The sequence below is a fragment of the Rhodanobacter sp. G1 genome (genome assembly GCF_055397855.1).
The window spans coordinates 2,708,653-2,734,908 of sequence record NZ_AP039674.1 but is presented as its reverse complement, the minus strand read 5'-3'; the positions used below and the strand labels follow the sequence as shown (position 1 = coordinate 2,734,908).

Annotated in this window: 20 protein-coding genes and 1 tRNA gene; 7 read left to right on the top strand and 14 right to left on the bottom strand. The window is 66.5% G+C overall.

The annotated features are described in order from the left end of the window. Window positions 1-40: 40 nt before the first annotated feature. From ACZ5Z2_RS12240 to fghA, 4 genes are all read left to right on the top strand, one after another. Window positions 41-682: a rhomboid family intramembrane serine protease gene (locus ACZ5Z2_RS12240; protein ID WP_464758864.1), complete on the top strand. Its 642-nt coding sequence runs from the start codon at window positions 41-43 to the stop codon at window positions 680-682. 15 nt (window positions 683-697) lie between these two features. Next, entirely contained in the window at window positions 698-2,062 is a 1,365-nt protein-coding gene (locus ACZ5Z2_RS12235; RefSeq protein WP_464758863.1) for an amino acid permease, read from the top strand. 63 nt (window positions 2,063-2,125) lie between these two features. Beyond that, complete coding sequence (locus tag ACZ5Z2_RS12230) at window positions 2,126-3,235, top strand: S-(hydroxymethyl)glutathione dehydrogenase/class III alcohol dehydrogenase (RefSeq protein ID WP_464758862.1); 1,110 nt, start codon at window positions 2,126-2,128, stop codon at window positions 3,233-3,235. Between the two features lie 279 nt (window positions 3,236-3,514). After that, entirely contained in the window at window positions 3,515-4,351 is an 837-nt protein-coding gene (gene fghA, locus ACZ5Z2_RS12225) for an S-formylglutathione hydrolase (protein ID WP_464758861.1), read from the top strand. A gap of 122 nt (window positions 4,352-4,473) precedes the next feature. Here the strand turns inward: fghA and ACZ5Z2_RS12220 are convergent, their stop codons facing one another. From ACZ5Z2_RS12220 to ACZ5Z2_RS12185, 8 genes are all read right to left on the bottom strand, one after another. Continuing rightward, window positions 4,474-7,497 carry a helicase-related protein gene (locus ACZ5Z2_RS12220; RefSeq protein ID WP_464758860.1) on the bottom strand — a complete coding sequence of 1,008 codons (3,024 nt, stop codon included), beginning with the start codon at window positions 7,495-7,497 and terminating at the stop codon, window positions 4,474-4,476. Between the two features lie 87 nt (window positions 7,498-7,584). Next, the gene (locus tag ACZ5Z2_RS12215; RefSeq protein ID WP_464761704.1) at window positions 7,585-8,163 is read right to left on the bottom strand and encodes a GspH/FimT family pseudopilin; all 579 of its coding nucleotides are present in this window, start codon (window positions 8,161-8,163) and stop codon (window positions 7,585-7,587) included. Window positions 8,164-8,168: 5 nt separating this feature from the next. After that, window positions 8,169-8,597 carry a type IV pilin protein gene (locus ACZ5Z2_RS12210; RefSeq protein WP_464758859.1) on the bottom strand — a complete coding sequence of 143 codons (429 nt, stop codon included), beginning with the start codon at window positions 8,595-8,597 and terminating at the stop codon, window positions 8,169-8,171. 13 nt (window positions 8,598-8,610) lie between these two features. Further along, window positions 8,611-12,981: a pilus assembly protein gene (locus ACZ5Z2_RS12205; RefSeq protein WP_464758858.1), complete on the bottom strand. Its 4,371-nt coding sequence runs from the start codon at window positions 12,979-12,981 to the stop codon at window positions 8,611-8,613. Between the two features lie 16 nt (window positions 12,982-12,997). Next, window positions 12,998-13,660, bottom strand: coding sequence for a pilus assembly PilX family protein (locus ACZ5Z2_RS12200; RefSeq protein ID WP_464758857.1), 663 nt, complete (start codon window positions 13,658-13,660; stop codon window positions 12,998-13,000). Between the two features lie 16 nt (window positions 13,661-13,676). Beyond that, a complete protein-coding gene (locus tag ACZ5Z2_RS12195; RefSeq protein ID WP_464758856.1) occupies window positions 13,677-15,050 on the bottom strand; it encodes a PilW family protein in 1,374 nt (457 codons plus the stop codon). Continuing rightward, on the bottom strand, window positions 15,050-15,583 hold the full coding sequence (gene pilV, locus ACZ5Z2_RS12190; protein WP_464758855.1) for a type IV pilus modification protein PilV: 534 nt from the start codon (window positions 15,581-15,583) through the stop codon (window positions 15,050-15,052). Before pilV ends, ACZ5Z2_RS12195 begins: the two co-directional genes overlap by 1 nt. 168 nt (window positions 15,584-15,751) lie before the next feature. Further along, entirely contained in the window at window positions 15,752-16,564 is an 813-nt protein-coding gene (locus tag ACZ5Z2_RS12185) for an AraC family transcriptional regulator (protein ID WP_464758854.1), read from the bottom strand. Between the two features lie 134 nt (window positions 16,565-16,698). Between ACZ5Z2_RS12185 and ACZ5Z2_RS12180 the strand changes: the two genes are divergently transcribed. Next, complete coding sequence (locus ACZ5Z2_RS12180) at window positions 16,699-17,943, top strand: MFS transporter (protein WP_464758853.1); 1,245 nt, start codon at window positions 16,699-16,701, stop codon at window positions 17,941-17,943. Window positions 17,944-18,097: 154 nt separating this feature from the next. On the opposite strand, the gene murB is transcribed toward ACZ5Z2_RS12180, so the two are convergent. The 6 genes from murB to amaB all read right to left on the bottom strand — a co-directional run bounded on the left by murB (window position 18,098) and on the right by amaB (window position 23,919). Continuing rightward, complete coding sequence (gene murB, locus ACZ5Z2_RS12175; RefSeq protein WP_464761703.1) at window positions 18,098-19,126, bottom strand: UDP-N-acetylmuramate dehydrogenase; 1,029 nt, start codon at window positions 19,124-19,126, stop codon at window positions 18,098-18,100. A gap of 10 nt (window positions 19,127-19,136) precedes the next feature. Then, entirely contained in the window at window positions 19,137-20,174 is a 1,038-nt protein-coding gene (locus tag ACZ5Z2_RS12170; RefSeq protein ID WP_464758852.1) for a quinone-dependent dihydroorotate dehydrogenase, read from the bottom strand. Between the two features lie 122 nt (window positions 20,175-20,296). Further along, entirely contained in the window at window positions 20,297-21,070 is a 774-nt protein-coding gene (locus ACZ5Z2_RS12165) for a class I SAM-dependent methyltransferase (RefSeq protein ID WP_464758851.1), read from the bottom strand. Window positions 21,071-21,074: 4 nt separating this feature from the next. Next, window positions 21,075-21,860: an SDR family NAD(P)-dependent oxidoreductase gene (locus tag ACZ5Z2_RS12160; RefSeq protein WP_464758850.1), complete on the bottom strand. Its 786-nt coding sequence runs from the start codon at window positions 21,858-21,860 to the stop codon at window positions 21,075-21,077. After that, a complete protein-coding gene (locus ACZ5Z2_RS12155; RefSeq protein WP_464758849.1) occupies window positions 21,860-22,156 on the bottom strand; it encodes a DUF4190 domain-containing protein in 297 nt (98 codons plus the stop codon). The genes ACZ5Z2_RS12160 and ACZ5Z2_RS12155 overlap by 1 nt, the downstream gene beginning before the upstream one ends. 230 nt (window positions 22,157-22,386) lie before the next feature. After that, window positions 22,387-23,919 carry an L-piperidine-6-carboxylate dehydrogenase gene (gene amaB, locus ACZ5Z2_RS12150; RefSeq protein WP_464758848.1) on the bottom strand — a complete coding sequence of 511 codons (1,533 nt, stop codon included), beginning with the start codon at window positions 23,917-23,919 and terminating at the stop codon, window positions 22,387-22,389. 115 nt (window positions 23,920-24,034) lie between these two features. Here amaB and ACZ5Z2_RS12145 point away from each other — a divergent pair. Together ACZ5Z2_RS12145 and ACZ5Z2_RS12140 are read left to right on the top strand one after the other, a co-directional pair. Continuing rightward, window positions 24,035-24,111, top strand: a tRNA-Arg gene (locus ACZ5Z2_RS12145). Between the two features lie 115 nt (window positions 24,112-24,226). Next, window positions 24,227-26,179 carry a M61 family metallopeptidase gene (locus ACZ5Z2_RS12140; RefSeq protein ID WP_464758847.1) on the top strand — a complete coding sequence of 651 codons (1,953 nt, stop codon included), beginning with the start codon at window positions 24,227-24,229 and terminating at the stop codon, window positions 26,177-26,179. Window positions 26,180-26,256 lie beyond the last annotated feature (77 nt).

Here is a 26,256-nt window from a genome sequence, read left to right as displayed (position 1 = left end):
AGCGGCCTTGCCCGTACCGCATGGGCATCCGGATCACTCCATGCCGAACCTCCCGCCGGTCACCCGCTACCTGCTGATCGCCAACGTGCTGGTGTTCGCGCTGCAGCAACTGCTGCCGGGCGCGGACTCGCTGGCACTCGTCGCCCATTTCGCGCTGTGGCCGCTGGGGCCTTCGCCGTATTCGAACGTCGCCGGGTTCGAGCCGTGGCAGCTGGTCACCTATGCGTTCATGCACGGCGGTTTCGAGCACATCCTGTTCAACATGTTCGGCCTGTACATGTTCGGCGGGGTGATCGAGCGCACTTTCGGCGCGCGCAACTACACCGTGTACTACTTCGTCTGCGCGATCGTGGCGGCGGTGGCGCAGTTGCTGGTGGTGAAGTACTTCACCCACGGTTTCTATCCCACCATCGGCGCCTCGGGCGCGCTGTTCGGCCTGTTGCTGGCCTTCGGCATGCTGTATCCGCAGGAGAAGATGTTCCTGATCTTCCTGCCGATCCCGATGCCGGCGTGGCTGTTCGTGATCGGCTACGCGGCGGTGGAACTGGTGCTCGGCGTCACCGGCACCCAGGCCGGCGTGGCGCACTTCGCGCATCTCGGGGGCATGGTCGGCGGCTATGTCATGATCCAGTACTGGCGCGGGCGGCTGCCGCTGAAGCCGAAGCACCGATTGCAGCGCTGACCTTCAAGGAAATCCATGAGCCAAGACCTGCAGCGCCGCCTCACGCCGCGCCACATCACCTTCATGGCGCTGGGCATGTGCATCGGCGCCGGGTTGTTCCTCGGCTCGGCCAGCACGATCAAGCTGGCCGGCCCGTCGGTACTGTTCGCCTACGTGTTCGGCGGCGCGATGATCTTCATCATCATGCGCGCGCTGGGCGAGATGGCCGCGCACGAGCCCGTCGCCGGCTCCTTCGGCGCCTACGCGCACAAGTACCTGGGGCCGTTCGCCGGCTACCTGACGGGATGGAACTACTGGATCCTGATGATGGGCGTGGGCATCGCCGAGAGCACGGCGGTGGGCATCTACATGAAGGCGTGGTTTCCCGATTCGCCGCAGTGGATCTGGGCCTTCGCCAGCGTGGCGATGATCGGTGGCCTGAACCTGCTGGCGGTGAAGGTGTATGGCGAGCTGGAGTTCTGGTTCTCGCTGATCAAGGTGCTCACCGTGGTGGCGATGATCGCGGGCGGCTTCGCGATGATCTGGTTGGGCTGGGGCAACCACGGCACGCCGGTGGGCCTGTCCAACCTGTGGACGCACGGCGGCTGGTTCCCGCACGGCGTCACCGGCATGGTGCTGGCGCTGCCGGTGCTGGTGTTCTCCTTCGGCGGCATCGAGACCATCGGCATGGCGGCGGCCGAGGCTGCGCAGCCCGAGCGCACCATCCCGCGCGCGGTGAACTCGGTGATCTGGCGCATCCTGATCTTCTACATCGGCTCGCTGTTCGTGATCATGGCGATCTATCCGTGGAACGAGCTGGACGCGAACAGCAGCCCGTTCGTCACCACCTTCGCGCGGCTGGGCATTCCCGGCGCGGCGGGGTTGATCAACTTCGTGGTGATCACCGCGGCGCTGTCCAGCTTCAACTCCACCACCTTCAGCGGCAGCCGCATGCTGCACAGCCTCGCCGGCAAGGGCCAGGCGCCGGCGGCGATGGGCCGCACCAGCGTGCACGGCGTGCCGGTGCGCGGCGTGCTGGTGACCATGGCGTTTCTGCTGTTCGGCGTGCTGATGAATTACCTGGTGCCGGGGCGCATCTTCGGCATGATGATGTCGATCCTTGCGTTCAACACGGTGTGGACCTGGGGCATGGTGCTGGTGGCGCACTGGAGCTTCCGTCGCCGGCAGGCGCAGCCGCTGGCGTTCCGCCTGCGCGTGTGGCCGCTGTCCAGCGTGCTGTGCCTCGCCTTCCTGTTGTTCGTGTGGGTGATGCTGGGCTACAGCCCCGATACCCGCGTGGCGCTCTACGTGGGCGTGGCGTGGCTGGCGCTACTCACCGTGGCCTATTACGGCTTCGGCATCGAGCGGCGCATGCGGTTGGCCACCGCAGGCGAAGGCTGACCCTGGCCGCGCCGGCGTGTCTTGCCGGCCGCACCATCGATCCACTGCAGGAGTACCACCGCCATGAAATCCCGTGCCGCCGTCGCCTTCGCCCCCGGCAAGCCGCTGGAGATCGTCGAGATCGACGTAGCCCCGCCGAAGCAGGGCGAGGTGCTGGTGAAGATCAGCCACACCGGCGTCTGCCACACTGATGCGTTCACGCTGTCCGGCGACGACCCGGAGGGCCTGTTCCCCTGCGTGCTCGGCCATGAAGGTGCGGGCGTGGTGGTGGAAGTGGGCGAGGGCGTCACCTCGGTAAAGCCGGGCGACCACGTGATCCCGCTGTACACCGCCGAGTGCGGCGAATGCCTGTTCTGCAAGAGCGGCAAGACCAACCTGTGCGTGGCCGTGCGCGCCACCCAGGGCAAGGGCGTGATGCCGGACGGTACCACGCGCTTCTCCTACAACGGCCAGCCGATCCACCACTACATGGGCTGTTCGACCTTCAGCGAATACACCGTGGTCGCGGAAGTATCGCTGGCGAAGATCAACCCGCAGGCGGATCACGAGCAGGTCTGCCTGCTGGGCTGCGGCGTCACCACCGGCATCGGCGCGGTGCACAACACCGCGAAGGTGCAGGAGGGCGACAGCGTGGCGGTGTTTGGCCTAGGCGGCATCGGCCTCGCGGTGGTGCAGGGCGCGCGCCAGGCGAAGGCGGGCCGCATCATCGCGGTCGACACCAACCCGGCCAAGTTCGAGCTGGCACGCTCGATGGGCGCCACCGATTGCGTCAACCCGAAGGAGCATGACAAGCCGATCCAGCAGGTGATCGTGGAGATGACCGGCTGGGGCGTGGATCACAGCTTCGAGTGCATCGGCAACGTCAACGTGATGCGCGCGGCGCTGGAGTGCGCGCACCGCGGCTGGGGCCAGAGCGTGATCATCGGCGTGGCCGGCGCGGGCCAGGAAATCTCCACGCGGCCGTTCCAACTGGTCACCGGCCGCAAGTGGATGGGCACCGCGTTCGGCGGCGTGAAGGGGCGCAGCCAGCTGCCCGGCATGGTCGAGGAGGCGATGAAGGGCGAGATCGAGCTGGCGCCGTTCGTCACCCACGCCATGGGTCTGGAACGGATCAACGAAGCCTTCGAGCTGATGCACGAAGGCAAGTCGATCCGCTCGGTGATCCACTACTGACAGCGAGCCTCTCTCCTCTCGGGAGAGGGGTTAGGGGTGAGAGTGCGGTTGGAGTGTTGCGCTTCGACCGCGCCCTCATCCACCCTTTACTCGCGCCATCCTGGCGCTCGCCCCTGTGGGGCCAGCTTCGCTGTTCCGCAGGTGCATCCTGCACCTGCAGGTGGGCACCTTCATTCGGCACATCCATGTGCCTCACCATGCGGCGGCTTTCGCCGCGTAAATCGGCTTTCCTGCCGATTTGTCTCCCGGAGGGAGAAGGGAAAGCCAGGGAGATCCGACGTGAACCTCGAACGCATCGAACACCGCGCCTGTTTCGGCGGTTGGCAGGACGTGTACCGGCACGACTCGGCCGTGCTGGGTTGCGCGATGAACTTCGCCGTCTATCTGCCGCCGCAGGCGGAGACGGAACGGCTGCCGGTGCTGTACTGGCTGTCGGGCCTCACCTGCACGGAACAGAACTTCATTGCCAAGGCCGGCGCGCAGCGCTACGCCGCCGAGCATGGCGTGATCGTGGTGGCACCGGACACCAGCCCGCGCGGCGAAGGCGTGGCGGACGATCCGGCCTACGACCTGGGCCAAGGTGCGGGTTTCTACCTCAATGCCACCGAGCAGCCGTGGGCCGCGCATTACCGCATGCACGACTACGTGGCGGAGGAGTTGCCCGCGCTGGTCGAGGCTTCGTTCCCGGCCAACGGCGCACGCGGCATCAGCGGGCATTCGATGGGCGGCCACGGTGCGCTGACGATCGCGCTGCGCCAACCGGGGCGCTACCGCAGCGTGTCGGCGTTCGCGCCCATCGTTACTCCTGCGCGGGTACCCTGGGGCGAGAAGGCGTTCACCGCCTACCTCGGGCCGGATCGCGCGGACTGGGCGCGCTACGACGCCACCGAACTGCTGAAGACGACGAGCGAGCGGCTGCCGCTGCTGGTGGATCAGGGCGAAGCCGACGAATTCCTCGCCACGCAGCTCAAGCCGGAGCTGCTGCGCGAAGCGTGCGCAAAGGCGAACCATCCACTCACCCTGCGCCTGCATCCGGGCTACGACCACAGCTACTACTTCGTGGCCAGCTTCATCGGCGAGCACATCGCCTGGCACGCGCGGGCGATGAAGGGCTGAGCATGACCTGATTCTGCTCGTCATCCCGGCGCAGGCCGGGATCCAGTGGCGATCACGCTCATTCAAGCGATACGGATACTGGATCCCGGCCTGCGCCGGGATGACAAGCAAAGGATCAATCGTCAGCGCAGCGCCAGGAAATCCGCGCTCACCACGAAGCGCACCGCATCCAGCCGCAAGCGCGATTGCGGCAGGGCAGTCAGCAAGGCCTCGCGCTCGGCGGCGAGGGTGGCGATTTCCGCGACGCTGATCGATGGGTTCACCGCGCGCAGCGCCTGCAGTCGCGACAGTTCCGCATCCAGCGTTCCGGCCGCTTCGGCGGTGGCGGCGTCGATGGTCGCCTGCGCGCGGGCGCGGGCGGTGGCCTCGGCCTTCTCCAGCATCGGAGGCACCAGCTTGGCGAGGAACTTGCGGTAGCGCGGCACCTCGATGTTGCGGTCGGCGGCCTTGCGCAGCGCGATGTCGCTGGGCTGGAAATCCGCGCGCTCGGCGAGCCGGGTGTCGATGGCGACGGCGATCGGCAGTGCGGGCAGGAAGCGCTCCGCGTCCAGCTTGCGGTCGGCCACGCATTCCAGCACGAACACCGCCTGCAGCAGCGCGCTGCGCGGCGGCAGCGCGTCGTCCACCATGAAGGCGGCGTTGCCCTGTTCGCCGGAGAGCGCGAGATCCAGCGCGCCGGCGACCATCGGGTGATCCAGCCGCAACAGCGGCAGATCCTCGCGCGCCAGCGCCACCGCGCGGCTGAAGGTGGCCGACTGCGGCCCCTCGGCGAAGCCGGGCAGGGCGTCGGTGGAGAGGTACTGCGGGTCGAGCAGCAGCACCTTGCCGCCCAGTTCCTCCGAGTGGATGCCGTAGCCTTCCAGCAGGCGCTGCACGAAGGCGTCGCGCGCGGGGTCTTCGTCCTCGCGGCGGAACGCCTGGCCCAGTTCCTCGGCGTGGGGATCGCGGCTGGCCGCCAGTTCCAGCAGGTGGTCGCGGCCGGCGCGGATCAGTTCCGCCATCTGCTCGTGCGCGGCGCGCGTCTCGGCGAGCAGCACGTCCAGCTCCTGGTCGCGGCCGTCGTCGCCGCGTGCATGCTGGTCGGCCAGTTGCGCCAGCGTGTCGCCGTAGCGGCGCAGCAGTTCGCGGCCGTCGGCCGGGCTCTGGCGGAACGCGTCCACGCCTTCGTCGTACCAGCGTGCCAGCACGTGCTGCGCGCTGTCGGCCACGGCCAGCACGTGGATGCTGATGTCGTGGCTCTGGCCGATGCGGTCGAGGCGGCCGATGCGCTGTTCCAGCAGGTCGGGGTCGAGCGGCAGATCCCACAGCACCAGACGATGCGCGAACTGGAAGTTGCGGCCTTCCGAACCGATCTCCGAGCACAGCAGCAGGCGCGCGCCGTCGGGCTGGGCGAAGTAGGCCGCGTTGCGGTCGCGCTGCACGATGCCCAAGCCTTCGTGGAAGCGCGCGATGCCCGCGCCGGTGCGCGTGCGCAGGGCTTCCTCCAGCGCCAGCACCTTGGCCTGGCTGCGGCAGATCAGCAGGAACTTGTCCTGCGGATGGGCGTCGAGCAGCTCCACCAATGCGTTGAGGCGCGGGTCGTTCGCGTAGTCCAGTTCCAGCACCGGCGACGGCTGCTGGATGTCGGCGTGGAATTCGGCCAGCAGCGACTGGCGCGTGGCTTCGTCGAGGCCGGCGGCATCCAGTACGTGCCACTGCGGCACGCGCTGCGGGAAGCCGCCGATGCCGGCGCGGCGGTTGCGGAACATCGCGCGGCCGGTGCCGTGGCGGTCGATCAGCGCGGCGAGGATCTCGCGCGCGTGTTCGGGTCGTATCGAAGCGCTGCCGCTTTGCTCGTCATTCCGGCGCCGGCCGGACAAAAGCTCGCCTTGCGAGCGTTGAACAGCCGAAGGCTGGCCCCGTAGGGGCGAGCGTAGCGAGTCATCCAGTATCCTTGCATCAGGAGTTTCATCAGAGGCATTGGGCCCCAGCTTTCGCTGGGGAGACGCCAGCGTGGCGAGCCGCGCCTCGAGCGCCGCGTCGCCGGCAAAGGCGTCGCGCAGCATGGCAAGCTCGGCGTCGTCCAGCGCTTCGCCGTCGAGTAGCTTGTCGGCCACCTGCGACAGCGGCTGGAAGCGCTCGGCTTCGGCGAGATAGGCGTCGAGGTCGTGGTAGCGCTGCGGATCGAGCAGGCGCAGGCGGGCGAAGTGGCCGCTGCGGCCCAGTTGTTCTGGCGTCGCGGTGAGCAGGATCACGCCGGGCGTCTTCGCGGCGAGCTGTTCCACCAGGGTGTAGCGCGGGCTGGCGGCTTCCGGCGTCCACGCGAGGTGGTGCGCCTCGTCCACCACCAGCAGATCCCACGGCGCGTCCAGCAACTGCTGCGCGCGCTTAGGGTTCGCTTCGAGGAAACCGAAATCGGCGATCACCAGCTGTTCGTCCTCGAACGGGTTGCCGGCGGGCTTGCCTTCGTCGGCTTGCGTCAGCGCCTCGCAGCGCTCCTCGTCGTAGATCGCGAAGCTGAGGTTGAAGCGGCGCAGCAGTTCCACGAACCACTGGTAGACCAGGGTGTCGGGCAACAGCAGCAGCACGCGCGCGGCACGGCCGGTGGCGAGCTGGCGCGCCACGATCATGCCCGCCTCGATGGTCTTGCCCAGGCCCACTTCGTCCGCCAGCAGCACGCGCGGCGGGCGGCGCGCGGCGGCGATGCCGGCCACGCGCAACTGGTGCGGCACCAGGCCCACGCGGGCGGCGCCCAGCCCCCACATCGGCGAGCGGCGCGCCTCGGCGCGGCGGCGCAGGCCTTCCACGCGCAGCTCGAATTGCGCCACGGGATCGGTGCGTCCGCCGATCAGGCGGTCGTCGGCCTGGCTCACGCTCTGTTCGTCGTCGAGCTGGCCTTCGTGCAGCTCGCGGCCCTCGCCGCGGTAGATCAGCAGATCCTCGCGGATCTCCACCTGCTCGACCAGGAACGCGATGCCCTTGCCGGCCACGCGCTGCCCGGCGCGGAACTCCGCGCGGACCAGCGGCGCGGAATCCACCGCATAGGGCCGCAGCACCCCGGCCTTGGCGAACAGCACCTGCACGCCGCGCCCTTCGACGCGCAGCACGGTGCCGAGGCCGAGTTCCGGCTCGGCGGTAGAGATCCAGCGTTGACCAGGTACGAACATCGTGCAGCCGCGTTGATTCAGGGGCTGGCAATTATCCGCGTTGGGAGGCGCGATGGACAGCGGGGAGCCGGATGTCCCGGCTTCTGGTCAGCTCGAGCAGGATGCGCCAGTGGCGAGGGGCTTGCTTGTGATCGTGCCCGAGCCGTTCACGTCCAACTCCACGCCTGGTACGGCCGTGCTGTTGCTGGCGGTTCCACTGCTGTCGGTGAAACAGGTGACGTATCGCAGCGTGGTGTTGGAAGGCCTGAGCTGGCCTTCCAGGCCGAAGCTGGGATAAGTGGTTTGGCCAGCCCAGATCGATACGCCGCTTTGTACGGCGGCTGCACGCAGCAGGAGGTTGCCTGTGGCGTAAGCCGCATTGGACGAGGCCGCGCCGGGTGGATAGCTGTAGACCATCCAGCCCGCCCCCCACGAGGTACCGCCAGTGGTGCAGTTGACGGTGTCTGCGCTGGGACACAGCGTTACCAACTGACCGCGGTCGATGGCTTCGGAGCGGGCGTAGCTAAGGGCGGACAGCAGCGCGTTGTTGGCGGAGCTGACTCGGTTGCGACGGATCGTGTCGCGGAAGCTGGGTACGGCGATGGCCAACAGGATGGCCATCACCGACAGGGTTACCATCAGCTCGACCAGCGTGAAGCCGGCTGTTGCTCTCGATGTGCGAACCATGGTCTTCACCAGCAGCTGCCGTTGGAGTTGGAGGTGGCACTGGCCGGCCCAGGGGTCTTTACCCCGGCATTGTTGAGGGTCAACGCACCGCACCATGCGTTGTCCCCGACCTGCGCACCCACCGGGGTGGCCGTGGCGGTGAAGGACTGCGAACTGCTGTCGGCGGGAATCACGACCGTGCCGTTGTAGTACTGCTTGTCCGAGGCCACGGGACTGGCGCTGTAACCGATGTCGGTGAGCGAACCATATTTGTTGAAGGTGGAATAGTAGCGCTCCTCGGCCGTGGCGATGTTGAGCAGCAGGTTCTGGCCGTCCGCTCGGTGTGCCCGATAGGCGTAGCGGCCGTAGGCCGGAATCGCGAAGGCTGCGATCAGGGCGATGATCGCCACCACGATCATCAGTTCGATCAATGAGAAGCCGCGTGCGCGTGTCATGGCTTGCTCCTGCTTATTGGTCATTGTCCAGCGCTCCCCACGAACGGCGGCGCCACACAGCATCGGGAATGGTCAGCATGCCGCCACCAGTGAGGTTGACGCCGGGAGTCAGCAGACTGCCGCCGCCTACCACGGTGGCCACCGGCACCGTGCCGCTGGTGGGTGGATTATCGACTACGCCCCCCACCAGGCGATAAGGACTGGTGCCAGTCCATGACGAATAGCCTGGGCTGGTGAGGCCATCGCCGGATCCGCCGTTGGCCGCATCGAGAACCATCAGTGCGCCGGTGATGAATGTTATGCAGGGGTCGCTGTTAGACGGCATCAGGGTGGTGATCACCACGCGATTGCTGTCGAACAGTGCGCCAGGGGTCACCACCACGCGTTCGCCCGCGTCCAGAAGATTGCCGCCGGAGTCCTTGACGCTGAGGTTGATGTACCAACCTTGCTGGCTGGCGCTTACCGGGTTGTTGGTCATGCCGCGGACGATGTTGACGTTGCCGCCGCTGGAGGTGGTGGCCTGCACCATCGTCTGCTGTTCAAGGTTGCTGGTGCCGCTGACTTTGCCATCGTTGGGCAGGTCGCGGATGCCATAGATAGCCTGCGTATCGATGGCAGTGGTGTTGTCGTTGGCGCCCAGATACTTGCCTGTGCCAAAAACCACGATGAAACGGTTGGTGGCTGGATCGGGGAACAGCCGCGGCATTACCGTGATGGGCTGCGAACCTTGCTTGGTGGGCTGGTAAGCCAATGATACCGACCAATCCGTAACCGTGCTGGAAGAGAGGTCGTAGCGCCACAGGTTGCCGGCGAGGTCGCCCGCAAAGGCGATGTCGTCGATCTGGTCGTTATTGTAGTCGCCCAGTACCGGCGAGCCGAGGCCATAGCTGGTGACGCCGGAGATGTTCGTTGGCGTCTTCAGCTCGGCGATCATCGCGCCGGTCTGCGCATCCAATACGAACAAGGAACTGAAGGCCACCGCTGGGCTGCCTGCGGTAGGGGCGCCGGCCGGCATCGGACAATTGGTGGCGTTGTAGGGGCCCGCGCTGCAGTTCGGGAAGTAACCACCCGGCACCAGCACCACCCAATGGCCATTGGCGAGGCGGCCAATGTTCGGCTGGCCGTAGGTGAAGCCGAGGTCGGCCGGGTTGCAAGTGCCGTAGTTCGAATAGCAACTGCTCCCGGGAGCCGGCGTGTCGGAGCTGAACTCCCACAGCACCTTTTTGGCCGCGTTCGACTCGGTCACCTGGGTGGGATCGGTGATGTCCAGCGCATACACGCCGCGACCGCCGTTGCGCAGGTTGCCCACCAGAATGGTGTGCCAGCCGATGCTCGTGGTCGCGGGCGTGGTGGTCTTGCTGGGAAAGAACACGTCGTGGGTCACGGGCGTGCCATCCACCGTGGGCTGGAACGTGAAATTGATCTGGGTGAGATTGCCCAGGTTGCCGTACACGGAGCGTGGCACGTAGGCGAACACTTCCCGCCCTGCCTGGGCGGTCGCTTCGACTGTCGGTGGGGTAGCGCTGCTCAGATCCTCGGAGGCGTTGAACGCGTGCAGCATGCCGTCGTTGGCGCCCACGTAGACCACCGGTGTGCGGTCGATATGGTTTTGCACGAACTGTTCGTAGGTACCGTTGTCGCCGGAGTTGCCGGATGCCGCTGCGGTGGCCTCCGGTGAGCCGGAAGGCCAGTTGTCCGTATAGCCGCTGGCGGGATAACCCACGTAGACCGCATGCGAATTGATGATCGCGCCCAGCAGGCTGGTGCGCGCACGCATCACCTTTGGTTCTTGCGTACGCACGCCGCGCAGGTAATCGATGCGATTGCCCAAGGTGTCGTTGGTGGTGTCGGTGGGTGCGGGCAGCATCAACTCCGCCTGGGCGTTGGCGTCGAACGAATTGGCGGCGCTGGACGCCTCGAACGGTATGCCGCCACCGAAGCTGCCGTCGGTGTTTTCCTTGGACGTAAGGATGTTCCGCAAAGTGGGGTCGGTGATGCTCGGATCGGTCAACAGGGCGCCGGCATCCTCTTTCTGTGTAGTGTCTTTGCCGTACCACAGCGGAGTCGTGCCCACTGAGCCGTCCGCATTGGCCTGCACGGCGCTCAATACGCCGGTCCAGTGGGTGCTCTCGTAGCCCGTGGTGAACGCCAGCGCCCCGGGAACCAGCACGCTGGTGTTCAACGCGTTGGTGGTCGGGTTGCCTTGATGTGCCGAGATGCTGCTGAGGATGTTGCTGAGCTGGGTAATCAGATCCTGCGGGTTGCCTGCGCTGAAGAACTGGCCGCGCCCGGCCAGTGCCGCATGCCAGGTATCGTCGATGTTGGCGGCAATGCCGCTGCCGCTGCCATCGGGTGTCGGCCATGTTGACGCGCCGGAGGAGTTCGTCTTGCCCTTGCGCAGATCGCAGGCGTCTTGTGCACTTGCCGTCGTGGTATCGGTGCAATTGGTATTGGTGGAGAAATTCAATTGGCCGCTGACGCCCAAGCCGACCAGGTACTCCGACATGTGTGGCCAGGTGGCCGGATCGTTGTTGGGGTTGAAGTAGATCTCCTGGTTGATGTTGGTCACATCCTTGTCGATTGTGGCTCCGGAGGTCGTAGAGGGGGAGAGGTTGAACACGCTGGTGGTCTGGTCGGGCAGGTACGGCGACACGTAGCCGCCGGTCGATTGGGCCTTGGTATAGAGGTCGGGACGAAGGTTGTGCGCCCAGTAATAGAATGCGATGTCCGACAGCGAGGCATAACCGCTGTCGCCGCCGTCGTCCACAGGGTTGTAGATTGAGGTCACTCCTGCCGTGGTGGGATCCGGCATTTTTGTATGGTCGGGTAGCTCCAAACCTGCCTTGGGGTAACTCTGGGTCAAATCGCTGGTTGCCGGGCCATCGCTGTCGCCGTTCCACAGGCCGTCGGTTACCAGCATGTGGTAATTCTGCCGGCAGGTCAGTTCGTTGCCTGCGCCTGTGCCGGAGGCCGGTGGCTGCCAGTAGGGATCCCTCAGGGTGCTGGCGTCCGTACTGTTGGTGCCCCGTGTAAAGAACGTGCCCGCACGAGCCATTGCGCTTCGTGTGGGCGTACCGCCGCTGGCCGGTACCTGGAAGATCCAGTTGAAAAACGCGCTGCGGTAACAGGAAGGTATGGTCGTGCTATTGCTGGGCTGCTGGGTGCTGGACGGATCTGCGGTGAGGGAGTTGCAGGCGCTCTTGTTGATCAGGCTGCTGATGATGGTTCCGGATGCCAACTTGTAGGTGCTGTCGTCAAGGTTTTGCCAAGCCATGCGGATGGTGCTGCCAAAGCCGCCATCATCCCAGCCGTTCGGGTCGTTGATCTTGGTCGCAAGGGTGCCGGAGCCGAATACGCGCGAGATGGAGGTGCGAGCCATCTGGTTGCGGGTGCGGTAATACGCAAACCAGTTGGCGAAGTTCTGGTACTGCTCGGGCGGTACCGGTATCGCCTCCCAGTTGCTGGCCGTGTAGAGCGCGGCCAGTCCGTCGCTGGTGGGGTTGCCGTACGTGTCCGTCGCGATGGCCACGTTTTTTTTCAGGCGGTAGTAATAGGGGCCGCCATTCGGGTAGGTGTACGACTTGCCGTCGCTCAAGGTATGCGAGGCGCCGTCCATCGGACTGGCCTTGTTCCAGTAATCGTCCTGGCTGCTGCCAACCGAGCCATGCAGGGAGCTGTAGCCGCATTTCCACCGATTGTCGGTGCTGCCGGACTTCGTGCCCATTATGTTGACTAGGTACTTGGAGTAACTGGAGTTGAGGTTGGGGTTGTTGTAATAGCCTGCGTTGGTGTTGGGCGTTACCGGGTTCAGCGGCCGATTGACGGCAATGCCGTCGTACCACACCGCAAGAAGCTTTTTATCGGCTGAGTCGAAAGAGGTGCCGTCGGCATTGACCGGTGGCGTGTAGATGATGTTCGGGTTGTAGTACACGCCGTTCATGGCGTGGGCGCGGATGCCTGACGAGTAGGCCGGATCGATCACATTGGCGCAGCGCCACGGGCCGCCGTTCCAGTCCGGCAGGCCGCTCAATAGGTTGCCGTTGAGGTCGGTCGTCCAGGGCGGCTGATCGCTGAGCTTGTTCCACGACATCGATCCGGAGTCGTCGAAGGTCATCACGATGTTCGGCGGCACCGATTGTGTCTGGTTCGGTGGCGTGTTGCTGAGCTGCACTTCGCCGGCAAGTGCAGCGGTGGAGGCAGTGGCTACCGTGGTCGTGGAGCTGCTGCTGGCAGGAGTTGCGGCCGTAGACAGCGCAGCGACGCTCGGCAGCGAGGATGGCGTGGCTTGTACTGGAATCACGGCGCCGGTGCCGCCAGCCAGGGTCAGCAGCAGGGCAGGGATGAAGGAGCGTGCGCGTTCGCGCAGGAAGCGATGGCGGGTCATGGCTCGTGGCTCCGGCTCAGTTGCCTTTGGCGGCGAACGTGCTTTGCAGCACACGCACGGTGTTGGGGCTGCCGCCCGTCGCGCGGGCGGTGATGCGGTAAACGTGACGGGTGGTGCTGGTGTAGCCGCCGCTGGTAGGGCCGGTGGCGCCGCTTTCGTGCAGGCCGCTGCTGATGCCGGCCGGCAGCTCCACGCCGAGATCTTCGATCATGTACACCGGGTTTTCTGCCAGTTTGGCGTTGTCGGACTGTGCGGTGTAGTCCACGCTGCCGGATGGCCCCTTGTAGGTGGTGGCGCCGCTGGTGATCCAGCCCTGACCATGGCGGAACTGGGTGACCGTGCCGTTCTTGCCATAGAGTGCCGTGTTGGTCGGGTCGTACTTGTAGCAACTGCCGGCAAGCACGCCGCTGCCGCACAGCAGGGGCGTGCCGACAAGGTTGGTGGTGTTCATCCACAGCGTCCATTCGGCGCCGCGCAATGCGGTTTGTGCGCTCATTTGCGCCTGTTGCGCATTGCGCATGCCGCCGGCCATGCGCTCCTGCAACAGCGAGCGTCCGGTGGCGCTGAGGGCGAGCAGGGTAAGCAGCAACAGGAAGATCAGCGCAACGATGAGTACGGCACCGCGCTGTGCGCGTGGTATGCGCCGGATGGATGCGCGACGGCGGAACGGGGCGGTCATGGCTCTTTCCTGGCGATCACGGGTTGTAGTTGCGCACCGAGATGAGCACGCTGAACTGGCGCCGCAGCATCTGGTTGACGAAGCCCTGGTCGGTGGGCTTGATTTTGTGGGAAGAATTGGTCGGCGGGGTGGGCGTATCGCTATCATCCACGGTGTAGGCGTAGCTCATGTCGCTGTTGGTCAGCGTGTAGAGAGGCTGCTGGCCATCCACCAGGATGTTCATCTCGATGCTTTTCACCGCGCGCCACAGGCATCCCGGGTCGGAGCTGGTGCTCAGCGGATTGGGTGCGGCCTGCGGGCAGGCTACGGCGTTGGAGTCCACCTGCGCGGCAGTGAGGAAACTGGTCATGCCGTTGGCGTCTTCCACGCCGTATTTGAAGTCAAGGCGTTCGACGCCTTGGGCGATCTCCTCGTCGGAGCCGCCATGATTCTCATCGCCGCCATTGACCCTGCGAAACAGTGCACCTGTCAGGGGGGCAGCATCGTTATTGTTGAGGTGTACCAGTTTCACGTAGTACGTGACGGTCTGGAAATCACGGTTGAAATCGAACAGCCGCGGAGCCGACGAAGGCTGTTGCAGCGAGGGCGTGCCATTGTTGCTCGAGGTGTCCGGGCTGAGGGTGTCGCTGGAGTCGTCCACGGCGAAGATCTGCGCATTCGAGCAGTCGGCCAGCATCGCCAGGTCGCCGGACTTGAAGTCGCTAGCAGGCGGCTCGCCGACACTGGTGTCGGGAGCGATGGTGATGCTGCTCACCGAAGAGGCGCTGCCGGCGACGGCGGGAGTGATGTAGCTGTAGCCCGTGCGGCCGATCGCCCATCCGCGGGAGGGGTTGATATAGCGCACGGTGAGTACGGCAGTGCCGGGTACGCGGTCATTCACCGAGGTACCCATCGGGGGAATGGCGGAGAGAGCGCTGGACGGGTCGATGGGCGTGCAGGCGGTGGTGGTGCAGTCGTAGCCGCGCATCGAGAGAAACGAGGGAAGGGCATACAGGTTGCTTGGGGCGGACGGATAAGTGTTGCCGCCGCTCTTGCCGCCCATGGGAGTGGTGACGTCGTACATGGCGCCGGTGAGGTTCTTCGCGTACACCGTGGGTGCGCGCAGGCCATCGAGGTAGGTGCCGCCGCTGGTGGCGATGGGCGTGGCGACGCCGCCGGTATTGGTGCAGTACTGGCCGTTGGCCATGCGCAGGTCGTCGCTCATGCGGCTGGCGACGAAGCGTCCGGTTTCCTGCAGCGTCGCGAGCTGGGTCTGCACCTTGTTGCTGCTCGAAGTGGAGAGGAACACGCTGATGATGCCGGCGGCCACCAGCAGGCCCAGCACCATGGCGATCATCAGTTCGATCAGCGAGAGGCCGGCTTGCCCGGCACGATGGAGGGGGCGCGGCATCACGGTTGAAAATTCCAGGTGAATTTGGTCTGAGTAGCGGTGATGTTGCTTGAGTCGCCGGTGCCGCGTTCCGCCCAACTGATGGTCATCTTGCAGTTACCGCCATAGGGCGGGCGCATGCCGTACTCGGCGCTGCTGGGGCTGAAACCTGCACTGCCACCGTCGCACTTGATGGTGGCCGTCGCATTCGGCAGGAACGTGTTGAGTTGGGTGCTCCACGTCTGCATGTCGTGCGCCGCCAGATCGTCCGGGGTGCAGGACGTGGTCAGGTCGCAGTTCGTGGTGACCGAGGTGGCGGTGGGATAGCTGTCGCTGTTGTAGCTGCCGTCCCATACGGCCACGGGGTTTGCGCTCATGCGGTCGGCCATATTGTGGGCCAGGAAGACGACCTGCGTGCGCAGGTAGGCTGCCTGGTTGGAGCGTGTGGCCATGATGAGCAGGCCGGCCAGCCCAAGCAAGCCGATGGTGAAGATCATCACGGCCACCAGCACTTCGATCAGCGAGACGCCACGCTGGCGTGTTGGGCTTCGCATGTTTCCCCCTGGATGCGCGGCGGAGTGCCGACGCAGCGTATGCAGCGACGATTATCGGTGGTAAGGATGGGCGTTTGTGTGCCGTTCGTCAGCTAATAGCGACCGTTGGTCAGGGCCGGCTCCGCCGTAGCCGTTTTCGGCGCGCTGCGATCAAGTATCAAAGCTAGGTCATGCATGCGTGATGCCTTCCCGCAGCCGATGCGCACCTAGCTCCGCCAGATACCGGCTGGGCGGCGCACCGAGCGTGCGGCGGAACGCGGCGCTGAACGCACTGGGGCTGGCGTAGCCCAGTTCGATGGCGACGGTGGTGACCGCTTCGCCGGCGCCGAGCCGGGTCAGCGCGGCGAGCAGGCAGGCCTGCTGGCGCCAAGCGGCGAAACTCATGCCGGTCTGCCGGCGGAATAACCTGGTGAAATGGCGCCGGCTCATGCCGGCCTTGTGTGCCATCGCATCCACGTCGATTTCCAGTGCGGGTGCGGCGAGCAGGGAACGGCATAGTTTGCGCAGGCGCGGTTCGTCGGGCAGCGGCGTGTTGAGCGGCAGCGCGGGCATCGCGCGGATTTCGTCCAGCAACAAGGCCATCACGCGGCCGTCGCGACTGTCCAATGCGTATTCCAGCGGCACGTCCACTGCCTCCAGCAACAGCGCGTGCAGCAGCGGCGATACTTCGATCACCTGGCAGAATGCGGGCAGGCCAGCGGCGTCAGCGGCCTCGCGTCGCACGTAAACGCTGCGCGTGGAAACCTCGCCGCTCATGTGCACCTCGTGTGGCACGCCCGGCGGTAGCCACAGCGCGCGCCGCGGCGGCACCACCCAGCTGCCGCGATCGGTTACCGCGCTGACCACGCCGCTGGAGGCATAAAGCAGTTGGCCGCGCTTGTGCGCGTGTGCGGGCAGCACGTGACCGGCGGGGTAATCGTTGCCGGTGGCCACGATGTCGCGTGGCGCATTTTCGTAGGCATCGACGCGGGTATGTCTCATGCGTGGCCCAGATTCGACAAGATTTGACCCGACGGCGCATGCGGGCCTTGGGCCAACGCATTATCGTGTGCGTCGCGGCGAATGCAATGGCGCTCTGCCGCGATCTTTCCCCGAGATCCCAGGCGAACTCCCCCATGCAGACCCGTGTCGATGCCGTTCCACTGAGCCCGGCCATTCCGTCGCCGACACCGGCAACCACCGGAGAGCGCACCCAGTTCACGGTGCTGGGCGCGATCAGCTTCTCGCACCTGCTCAACGACATGATCCAGTCGCTGATCCTGGCGATCTATCCGTTGCTGAAGAGCGGTTTCGACCTCAGCTTCGCCCAGGTCGGCCTGATCACGCTGACCTATCAGGTCACCGCCTCCTTGCTGCAGCCGCTGGTGGGCATGGCGACCGATCGCCGGCCGATGCCGTATTCGCTGGCCGCGGGCATGGGCTTCACCCTGGGCGGGCTGCTGCTGCTGGCGACCGCACCGAACTTCCCGGTGCTGCTGCTGGCGGCGGCGCTGGTGGGCACCGGCTCGTCGATCTTCCATCCCGAATCCTCGCGGGTGGCGCGCATGGCTTCGGGCGGCCGCCCGGGGTTGGCGCAGTCGGTGTTCGTGGTGGGCGGCAACTTCGGCGCCTCGCTGGGGCCCTTGCTGGCGGCCTGGATCATCGTGCCGCATGGGCGCGAAAGCGTGGCGTGGTTTGCGCTGGCGCCGCTGCTGGCGATCGCGGTGCTGGTGCAGGTGGGGCACTGGTACGCGCGCCATCACGCCAGCCACGGCAAGTCGCGTGCGCGCCGTGCGCCGGTGCGCGAACTGTCGCCTGGCATGGTGAAGGCCTCGCTGCTGCTGCTCACCGTGCTGATCTTCTCCAAGTATTTCTACATCGCCAGCATCAGCAGCTACTACACCTTCTACCTGATGCACAGCTTTGGTGTGTCGGTGCAGAACGCGCAGGTGCACCTGTTCGTGTTCCTGGCCTCGGTGGCCGCGGGCGTGCTGATCGGCGGCCCGCTGGGCGACAGGGTGGGGCGCAAGTGGGTGATCCTGGGCTCCATCCTTGGCGTGGCGCCGTTCACCCTGCTGCTGCCGCATGCGAACCTGTTCTGGACGGGCGTGCTCAGCGTGGTGATCGGCCTGGTGCTGGCCTCGGCCTTCACCACCATCATCGTCTACGCGCAGGAACTGGTGCCGGGCCGCATCGGCATGATCTCGGGCGTGTTCTACGGCCTGGCCTTCGGCATGGGTGGCCTCGGCGCCGCGGTGCTGGGCAAGCTGGCCGACCTCGACGGCATCGGTTATGTCTACCAACTGTGCGCCTACCTGCCGCTGATCGGCGTGTGCGCGTTGCTGCTGCCGGATATCGAGCGGCCGGCCAGGAAGGGATGAGGTCTTTCTTGTAACCGAGTCCTGCCGTTCGTCATTCCGGCATAGGCCGGAGGCGCTTCACAACAGCGAAGCTGGTCATCCAGTGAGGGTGTGGCCTGGATCGGCCTTGTCGCTACTGGATCCCGGCCTACGCCGGGATGACGGTCGGGATTGCTCAGCGTGTTCCGAGCACTACCGGCTCCGGCTCCAGCCGAACGCCGAACTTCGCGTGCACGGCGGTGATCACCTGTTGCGCGAAGGCCCAGAGTTCGCCGCCGCTGGCGTGGCCATGGTTCACCAGCACCAGGGCATGGCGGTTGGAGATGCCGGCGTCGCCCTCGCGTTGGCCCTTGAGGCCGGCGGCTTCGATCAGCCACGCGGCGGAGAGCTTGCTGCGGCCGTCGGGCTGCGGCCACACGGGCAGTTCGGGATGTTCGCGCTTGAGCGCCTCGGCCTGTGCGGCGTCGATTATTGGATTTTTGAAGAAGCTGCCGGCGTTGCCGATCACTGCGGGGTCGGGCAGTTTGCGCGTGCGCAGGTGCACCACGGCTTCGGCGACGTGGAAAGCTGCGGGCTTGGCCACGCCCATGCGCGCGAGTTCCTCGCGGATGCCGGCATAGTCGAGCCTGAGTTCGCGCGAGCGGTGCAGGGCGAAGCGCACGGCGGTGACTATGTAGCGGCCCGGTTCGCGCTTGAACAGCGAGTCGCGGTAGCCGAAGGCGCAGGTGGCGCGGTCGAGCTGGGCCACGCGGCGTTCGTGCGTGTCCCAGGCTTCCACGCTCTCGATGAACTCGGCAACCTCGGTGCCGTAGGCGCCGATGTTCTGGATCGGTGCGGCGCCCACGGTGCCGGGGATCAGTATCAGGTTTTCCAGCCCCGCGTAGCCCTGGCCCAGCGACCAGCGCACGAAGTCGTCCCAGCGTTCGCCGGCAGCCACCGCGATGCGCGCGACGTCGCCGTCCTGCTCCACCTGCACGCCACGGGTTTCCATCGCCAGCACGGTGCCGTCGAAGTCGCTGGCGAGCAGCAGGTTGCTGCCTTCGCCCAGCACCAGCAGCGGCGCGTTGCGCACGGCGGGGAAGTCCAGCAGCTCGGGCAGCTTGCTGGCGTCGCGCAGCTCGGCCAGCAGCTTCGCTCGCGCGTTCACGCGCAGCGTGTTGCGGTTGGCGAGCGGGGCGTTTTCTGTGAGCGTGTAGCCGCCCATGTCGATCCGTTCAAGCGGCATGCGTTGTTCCCTGTTGGCGGCGGATCTCGTCCACGCATTCGGCGATCAGGTGCGGGCCGCGGTAGATCAGGCCGGAGTAGAGCTGCACCAGCGTGGCGCCGGCGTCGAGCTTTTCCGCCGCATCGCTGCCGTCGAGGATGCCGCCCACGCCCACGATGGGCACGCGCTCGCCCAGGCGCCGGCGCATGCCGCGCAGCACGTCGGTGGAAAGCGCGAACAGCGGCTTGCCGGACAGGCCGCCGGTTTCCTGGCCGCGCGGGTCATCCGCCACCAGGGCGCGGTCGATGGTGGTGTTGGTGCAGATCACGCCGTCGATGCCGGTGGCGAGCAGGGTCTCGGCGATGCCGTCCTGCTCGTGTCCGGAGAGATCGGGCGCGATCTTCAGCAGCATCGGCTTGCGCGTGCCGCTCTGCGAGCCGAGCTGTTCCTGCCGCTCGCGCAGCGTGGCGACGAAGCGGCGCAGCGTGGCTTCTTCCTGCAGGTCGCGCAGGCCCTGCGTGTTCGGCGAGGAGATGTTCACCGTGATGTAGGTGGCGTGGCGGTAGACGCGGGCTAGGCACAGCAGGTAGTCGTCCACCGCGTGCTCGTTCGGCGTGTCCTTGTTCTTGCCGATGTTGATGCCGAGCACGCCGCGGTAGCCGGACTTCTCCACGTTGCGCACCAGCGCATCCACGCCCGCGTTGTTGAAGCCCATGCGGTTGATGATGGCCTCGTGCTGCGGCAGCCGGAACAACCGCGGCTTCGGGTTGCCGAGTTGGGGCCGCGGCGTCACCGTGCCCACCTCGACGAAGCCGAAACCCAGCGCGCCCAGCGCGTCGAGGTGGTCGGCATTCTTGTCGAGACCGGCCGCAAGACCCACGGGGTTCGGGAAGCGGATGCCGAAGGCTTCCACCGGCAGTTCGGCTACAGGCTTGGCGACGAAGCGCATCAGCTCGCTGCGGTGGGCCACATCGAGCCCGTACAGGGTGAGGCCGTGGGCGGTCTCGGCATCCAAGGCGAACAGCAGTGGGCGGAGCAGGTCGTACATTGGGTGTCTCGGTGAAGAAACGTTTTTGATCCGTCATTCCGGCGTAGGCCGGAATCCAGTGACAGCAGGGCCTGAACGAGCGTGATCGCCACTGGATCCCGGCCTACGCCGGGATGACGACCCTAAGCATCCTGAAGCGTGCCCGCGATGATGCGGGTGTCGTAGTCGAAGCTGATCCGGCCATCCCGCTGGCAGCGCTCGAACAGTTCGCGCAGTGCGGCGGTCATCGGCTCGTGTTGCGGATGGCCTTCTTTCGGCGCATAGGAGGACGACATCAGGCGGCCGCGCAGGCTGTCGAAATCCAGCAGTTGCTTGTGCTCGAAACGCGCAACGCCGCGCCAGCCGGCGCCGAACCATGCGCGCATGCTGTCGTCGTCGGCATAGCGCTCTGCCACGCTGGTGTAGTCGGTGCCGTAGCGCTGCAGGAGTGCCTCGTAGCCTTCGAGGAAGGGCGTGCCGGTGAGCCGGCGCGAGTTCCAGAAGATCGCGGCGAGGCCGCCGGGACGCAGGATGCGCGCGAACTCGCGCCGCGTGGAGGCTGGGTCGAACCAGTGGAAGGCCTGCGCCACCGTGACCAGGTCGACACTGCCGTCGGGCAGGTGGGTGGCGTCGGACGTGCCGTCGACGGCGCGGAAGCGCGGGTTGCCGCCCAGCCAGGCGAGCGCCGCATCGCGCATCGCCGCGTTCGGCTCCACCGCGGTCACGTCGTGGCCGGCGTCGAGGAGCAGCTTGCAGGATATGCCGGTGCCCGCGCCCACGTCGGCCACCTTCCAGGCTGGCGTGACGCCCTGTTCGCGATGCAGCCAGTCCAGCATCGCGGTCGGGTAGTCGGGGCGATAGCGCACGTAGTCGGCGACGCGGTCGCTGAAGCGCTCGGTGGAATGCAGTTTGCTCATGGCATCAGCCTGAAAGGTTCTGGCCGCCGTCCACGCACAACGTCTGGCCGGTGATCCAGCCGGCCCACGGCGAGGCGAGGAACAGGGCGGCGTGGGCGATTTCCTCCGGCCTGCCGTAGCGGCCGAAGGGGATCTTGGCGAGCGTGGCGGTGTACAGCTCCGGCTCTTCGTGTTTGCGCCTGTCCCACAGGCCGTCGGCAAACTCGATGGAGCCCGGCGCGATGGCATTGACGCGGATGCGTTGCCCGGCCAGCTGAAGTGCTTGCGAGGTGGTGTAGTGGCTGAGCGCGGCCTTCATCGCGGCGTAGGCGGAACCGTTGCGGCGCGGGTGGAAGGCGGCGATGGAACTGGTGTGCAGGATGCTGGCGTGGGGCGAGCGCTGCAGGTACGGCAACGCGCAGCGCGAGGCGCGCACGGCAGCCATCAGGTCGACGTTGAAGTTCGCCAGCCAGGCTTCGTCGTCCTCGCTGAAGTCGTAGCCCGAGGCGTTGTTCACCAGCACGTCGATGCCGCCCAGCGCGTCGGCGGCGGAGTCGATCCAGGCGGCGATGGCGTTGGCGTTGCCCAGGTCGCAACCGGTCACATGCGTGGCGTGGCCGAAGCCGGCGAGTTCGTCGTGCGTGGCTTGGAGCGCTTCTGCGCCGCGCGCGCAGATGGACACGGCCGCGCCGGCTTCGGCGAAGGCCAGCGCGATGCTGCGGCCGATGCCCTTGCTGCCGCCGGCGACGGCGACGCGCCAGCCGCGGAAGTCGAAAAGCGGGGTGGCGGATGCGTCAGGCATCGGTGGCATCAGTGCCAATGCGCGAAGCCGAAGCCGAACACCAGCATCGCGATGACGAAGATCACCAGCAGCATGCTGAGTGCCAGTTGCACGTAACCCAGTACCAGTCCGGCGACGGCCATGCCGTCGCCCTCGATGTGCTGATCGATGGGTGCGCGGCGGATTTCACCGCGCGCCAAGTGGCCGCAGATCACCGCGACCAGCGCGCCGACGAAGGGCAGCATGAACCAGGCGAGGATGCCGAACACCAGGCTCACGATGGCCATGGAGCTGGTGGTGCTGCGTTGGGGCGGCTGGTAGCTCATGGTGGCGATCCTTGAAACGTGAGGCCCTTGCCTTCAAGGACAAGGCGACGCACATGACTCCGAAGACTCCGGTGCTTTTGCCCGTCATTCCGGCGAAGGCCGGAATCCAGTGACGTCGTGGCCTGGTCAGGCGTTGAGGCCACTGGATCCCGGCCTGCGCCGGGATGACGAGCTGGGTGCGTTCGGATGGGCCCTATGCGACAGCCCCGCCTAGAGGGAGATGCGAGCGCTTACAGGTCGAACTTGATCCCCTGCGCCAGCGGCAGCGAATCGGAGTAGTTGATGGTGTTGGTCTGGCGACGCATGTAGGCCTGCCACGCCGTCGAACCCGACTCGCGGCCGCCGCCGGTTTCCTTCTCGCCGCCGAACGCGCCGCCGATCTCCGCGCCCGAGGTGCCGATGTTGACGTTGGCGATGCCGCAGTCGCTGCCGGCGGCGGACAGGAAGGCTTCCGCGCGCTTGAGGTTGGTGGTGAAGATCGAGGACGACAGGCCCTGCGGCACCGCGTTCTGCATGTCGATGGCGTCCGCGATGTCGCGGTACTTCATCACGTACAGGATCGGCGCGAAGGTCTCGTGCTGCACGATCTCGGCGTCATTGGTGAGGCCGGTGACGATGGCAGGCAGCACGAAGTTGCCGGGGCGCTCGATCGCGGCGCCGCCGGTTTCCACCGTGCCGCCCGCAGCCTTGGCCTTGGCGATGGCGTCGAGGTAGGCGGCCACGCCTTCCTTGCTGTTGAGCGGGCCCATCAGGTTGGCCGGGTCGGTGGGATCGCCGATCTTGCCTTCCACCTGCTTGTACGCGGTGATCAGCTTGGCCAGCACCTCGTCGTATACCGCTTCCTGCACGATCAGGCGGCGCGTGGTGGTGCAGCGCTGGCCGGCGGTGCCCACCGCGCCGAACACGATGGCCGGGATGGCCAGCTTCAGGTCGGCGGTCTCGTCCACGATGATGCAATTGTTGCCACCCAGTTCCAGCAGCGAACGGCCCATGCGCTGCGCCACGCGCTCGCCGACCTGGCGACCGACCTTGGTGCTGCCGGTGAACGAGATCAGCGCCACGCGCCTGTCGTCCACGAACTGCTGCGCCAGCTCGCTGCCGGCGTCGTTGAACAGGAAGAACAGGTCGGGGAAGCCGGCCTTCTTCAGCGCCTCGTTGCAGATCTTCATCGAGGCGATGGCCGACAACGGGGTCTTGGGCGAGGGCTTCCAGATGCTGATGTCGCCGCAGATCGCCGCGATGAAGCTGTTCCACGCCCACACCGCCACCGGGAAGTTGAACGCGCTGATGATGCCGACCAGGCCGATCGGGTGCCACTGCTCGTACATGCGGTGGCCGGGGCGCTCGCTGTGCATGGTCAGGCCGTACAGCTGGCGCGACAGGCCCACGGCGAAATCGCCGATGTCGATCATCTCCTGTACTTCGCCGTCGCCTTCCGGCTTGGACTTGCCCATCTCCAGCGCCACCAGCGAACCCAGCGCGTCCTTGTGCGCGCGCAGCGCGTCGGCGCACAGGCGGATCGCCTCGCCGCGGCGCGGTGCCGGCGTGGTGCGCCACGCCTTGAAGGCGGCCTGGGCGCGCTCGACGATGGTGTCGTAATCGGCCTGCGAGGAAGCATGCACGCGGCCCAGCACCTCGCCGGTGGTCGGGTTCACCGGCTCCAGCACGCCGGCGCTCGTGGTCTTCGACCACTCGCCGTTGCCGAGGTAGGTGCCGGAATTCGTCTCGGCCAGGCCGAGCGCGGAGAGGATGCTGTGGGACATGCGGACTCCAGTGCCGGGCGCGCGTGGCGCCCCTGATTCAAAACAGCGATTCTAACAGGGCAGGGTACGCATCCGGTTCGCGCGGTGCAGCGTTCCATGCCAGAATCCGCGCCTTGGCCCCGTAGCTCAGCTGGATAGAGCATCCCCCTCCTAAGGGGAAGGTCGCGCGTTCGAATCGCGCCGGGGTCACCAGACGCTTGCCGGCGAGGCCCGGAAAGACGCGGCGCGACCCTGCCAATCGTCACGCTCGCACGCTGCGTCCGTGGTGCTAAGTTGGGGAAATCCCCCTTCCGCCACAGGTACAGCCATGTCTCGTGTTTCCTTCGCGCGCCCGCATCGGATCCGTCGTCGTGCCGCGGCCTGCCTTGCCCTGGCGGTGTCGCTCGCGCTTGCCGCCGGCGCCGCTTCCGCGCAGGTGTCGCGCAGCGCGCAGGTGCCGGCACCGCAGGACACGCCGTATCCCGGCACCCTCGCCATCCACGTCGATGCCAGCGACACGCGGCAGGGCATCTTCCGCGTGCACGAGACGATTCCGGTGCAGGCCGGCCCGCTCACCCTGCTGTACCCGGAGTGGATCCCCGGCAACCACTCGCCCAGCGGCCCCGTCGCGATGCTGGCGGGGCTGAAGCTCAGCGCCAACGGCAAGCCGGTGGCGTGGACGCGCGACAAGTACGACGTCTACGCCTTCCACCTCGACGTGCCCGCGGGCGCCACCCGCCTCGATGCGGACTTCCAGTACCTCTCGCCGCGCGACGGCGGCTACGAGATGACCGACCGCATGCTGATGCTGGAGTGGGACAAGATGTCCCTCTACCCGGCCGGCCATTACACGCGCGACATCCGCGTCGAGCCCAGCGTGAGCCTGCCGCAGGGCTGGCAGTTCGGCACGGCGTTGGAGACAGCTTCGCAGTCGGGCGGCAGTACCACCTTCAAGCCGGTCACCTACAACACGCTGGTCGATTCGCCGATGTACGCAGGCCGCTATTTCAGGCGCGTTGACCTGAATCCAGGCGGCAAGACGCCGGTGCACCTGGATATCGTGGCCGACGCGCCGAAGTACCTGCAGATGACGCCCGAGCAGCTCGCGCTGCACCGCGCGCTGGTGACGCAGGCGGCGAAGCTGTTCGGTTCGCACCATTACGACCACTACGACTTCCTGTTCTCGCTGTCCGACGTGATGGCCGGCAACGGCCTGGAGCACCACCAGTCCAGCGAGGACGGCATGGGCGCGGACTACTTCACCGCCTGGGCGGACGACGCGCCGGGCCGCGACCTGCTGGCGCACGAATACGTGCATTCGTGGAACGGCAAGTTCCGCCGCCCGGCCGACCTGTGGACGCCCAACTTCAACGTGCCGATGGGCGATTCGCTGCTGTGGGTGTACGAGGGCCAGACGCAGTACTGGGGCCTCGTGCTCACCGCGCGCTCCGGCCTGTGGACGCCCGAGCAGTTCCGCGAGGCGCTGGCGATGGACGCCGCCAACTACCAGCGCAACCGTCCCGGCTTCCAGTGGCGCACGCTGGAGGACACCACCAACGACGCCACCGCCGCGCACCGCTCCGCGCTGCCGTACCGCAGCTGGCAGATGAGCGAGGACTACTACTCGGGCGGCCAGATGATGTGGCTGTCGGTGGACGCCAAGCTGCGCCAGCTCACCCACGGCAAGAAGTCGCTGGACGATTTCGCGCGGGCCTTCTTCGGCGTGGACGATGGCAGCTTCGTCACCAAGACCTACACCTTCGACGACGTGGCCGCCGCGCTGGACGGCGTGGCGAGGTACGACTGGGCCGGCTTCCTGCATGCGCACGTCGCCGCGGTGAACCCGCCGCTGCTGGACGGCCTCGCCGCCGCGGGCTGGAAGCTGGTCTACACCGACCAGCCCAGCGGCTTCGAGAAGCAGTACGACAGCCGCCCGGAATCCCCGCGCCACATCTACAACTTCGCGTGGTCGATCGGCCTGACGCTGGCCAAGGGTGGCGAGATCAACGACGTGCGCTGGGGCGGCCCGGCGTTCAAGGCCGGCGTGAGCACCGGCGCCACCGTGGTGGCGGTGAACGGGCGGGCGTATTCGCGCGACGTGCTGAAGGAGGCCATCGCCGCCGCCAAGACGGACAAGGCGCCGATCAAGCTGCTGCTGAAGTTCCAGGGCAACCTGCAGACCGTGCCGGTGGACTACCACGGCGGCCTGCAGTACCCGCACTTGGAGCGCATCGCCGGCACGCCGGATTACCTCGACCAGATCATCGCGGCACGGAAGTAATCCGCTTCACTCCCTCTCCCCGCCGGGGAGAGGGCCGGGGTGAGGAGCCGCGCTTGCGACAGGGCCGTGCGGGTACG

Excerpts from the sequence above, each read along its gene's own strand:
- pilV (WP_464758855.1), bottom strand. The coding sequence starts at position 15,583 with ATGCGAAGCCCAACACGCCAGCGTGGCGTCTCGCTGATCGAAGTGCTG.
- ACZ5Z2_RS12140 (WP_464758847.1), top strand. The coding sequence starts at position 24,227 with ATGTCTCGTGTTTCCTTCGCGCGCCCGCATCGGATCCGTCGTCGTGCC.
- ACZ5Z2_RS12195 (WP_464758856.1), bottom strand. The coding sequence starts at position 15,050 with ATGCCGCGCCCCCTCCATCGTGCCGGGCAAGCCGGCCTCTCGCTGATC.
- ACZ5Z2_RS12205 (WP_464758858.1), bottom strand. The coding sequence starts at position 12,981 with ATGACCCGCCATCGCTTCCTGCGCGAACGCGCACGCTCCTTCATCCCT.
- ACZ5Z2_RS12210 (WP_464758859.1), bottom strand. The coding sequence starts at position 8,597 with ATGACACGCGCACGCGGCTTCTCATTGATCGAACTGATGATCGTGGTG.
- ACZ5Z2_RS12220 (WP_464758860.1), bottom strand. The coding sequence starts at position 7,497 with ATGTTCGTACCTGGTCAACGCTGGATCTCTACCGCCGAGCCGGAACTC.
- ACZ5Z2_RS12160 (WP_464758850.1), bottom strand. The coding sequence starts at position 21,860 with ATGCCACCGATGCCTGACGCATCCGCCACCCCGCTTTTCGACTTCCGC.
- ACZ5Z2_RS12215 (WP_464761704.1), bottom strand. The coding sequence starts at position 8,163 with ATGGTTCGCACATCGAGAGCAACAGCCGGCTTCACGCTGGTCGAGCTG.
- ACZ5Z2_RS12200 (WP_464758857.1), bottom strand. The coding sequence starts at position 13,660 with ATGACCGCCCCGTTCCGCCGTCGCGCATCCATCCGGCGCATACCACGC.
- ACZ5Z2_RS12170 (WP_464758852.1), bottom strand. The coding sequence starts at position 20,174 with ATGTACGACCTGCTCCGCCCACTGCTGTTCGCCTTGGATGCCGAGACC.
- ACZ5Z2_RS12240 (WP_464758864.1), top strand. The coding sequence starts at position 41 with ATGCCGAACCTCCCGCCGGTCACCCGCTACCTGCTGATCGCCAACGTG.
- ACZ5Z2_RS12185 (WP_464758854.1), bottom strand. The coding sequence starts at position 16,564 with ATGAGACATACCCGCGTCGATGCCTACGAAAATGCGCCACGCGACATC.
- ACZ5Z2_RS12230 (WP_464758862.1), top strand. The coding sequence starts at position 2,126 with ATGAAATCCCGTGCCGCCGTCGCCTTCGCCCCCGGCAAGCCGCTGGAG.
- ACZ5Z2_RS12165 (WP_464758851.1), bottom strand. The coding sequence starts at position 21,070 with ATGAGCAAACTGCATTCCACCGAGCGCTTCAGCGACCGCGTCGCCGAC.
- ACZ5Z2_RS12180 (WP_464758853.1), top strand. The coding sequence starts at position 16,699 with ATGCAGACCCGTGTCGATGCCGTTCCACTGAGCCCGGCCATTCCGTCG.
- ACZ5Z2_RS12235 (WP_464758863.1), top strand. The coding sequence starts at position 698 with ATGAGCCAAGACCTGCAGCGCCGCCTCACGCCGCGCCACATCACCTTC.
- amaB (WP_464758848.1), bottom strand. The coding sequence starts at position 23,919 with ATGTCCCACAGCATCCTCTCCGCGCTCGGCCTGGCCGAGACGAATTCC.
- ACZ5Z2_RS12155 (WP_464758849.1), bottom strand. The coding sequence starts at position 22,156 with ATGAGCTACCAGCCGCCCCAACGCAGCACCACCAGCTCCATGGCCATC.
- murB (WP_464761703.1), bottom strand. The coding sequence starts at position 19,126 with ATGGGCGGCTACACGCTCACAGAAAACGCCCCGCTCGCCAACCGCAAC.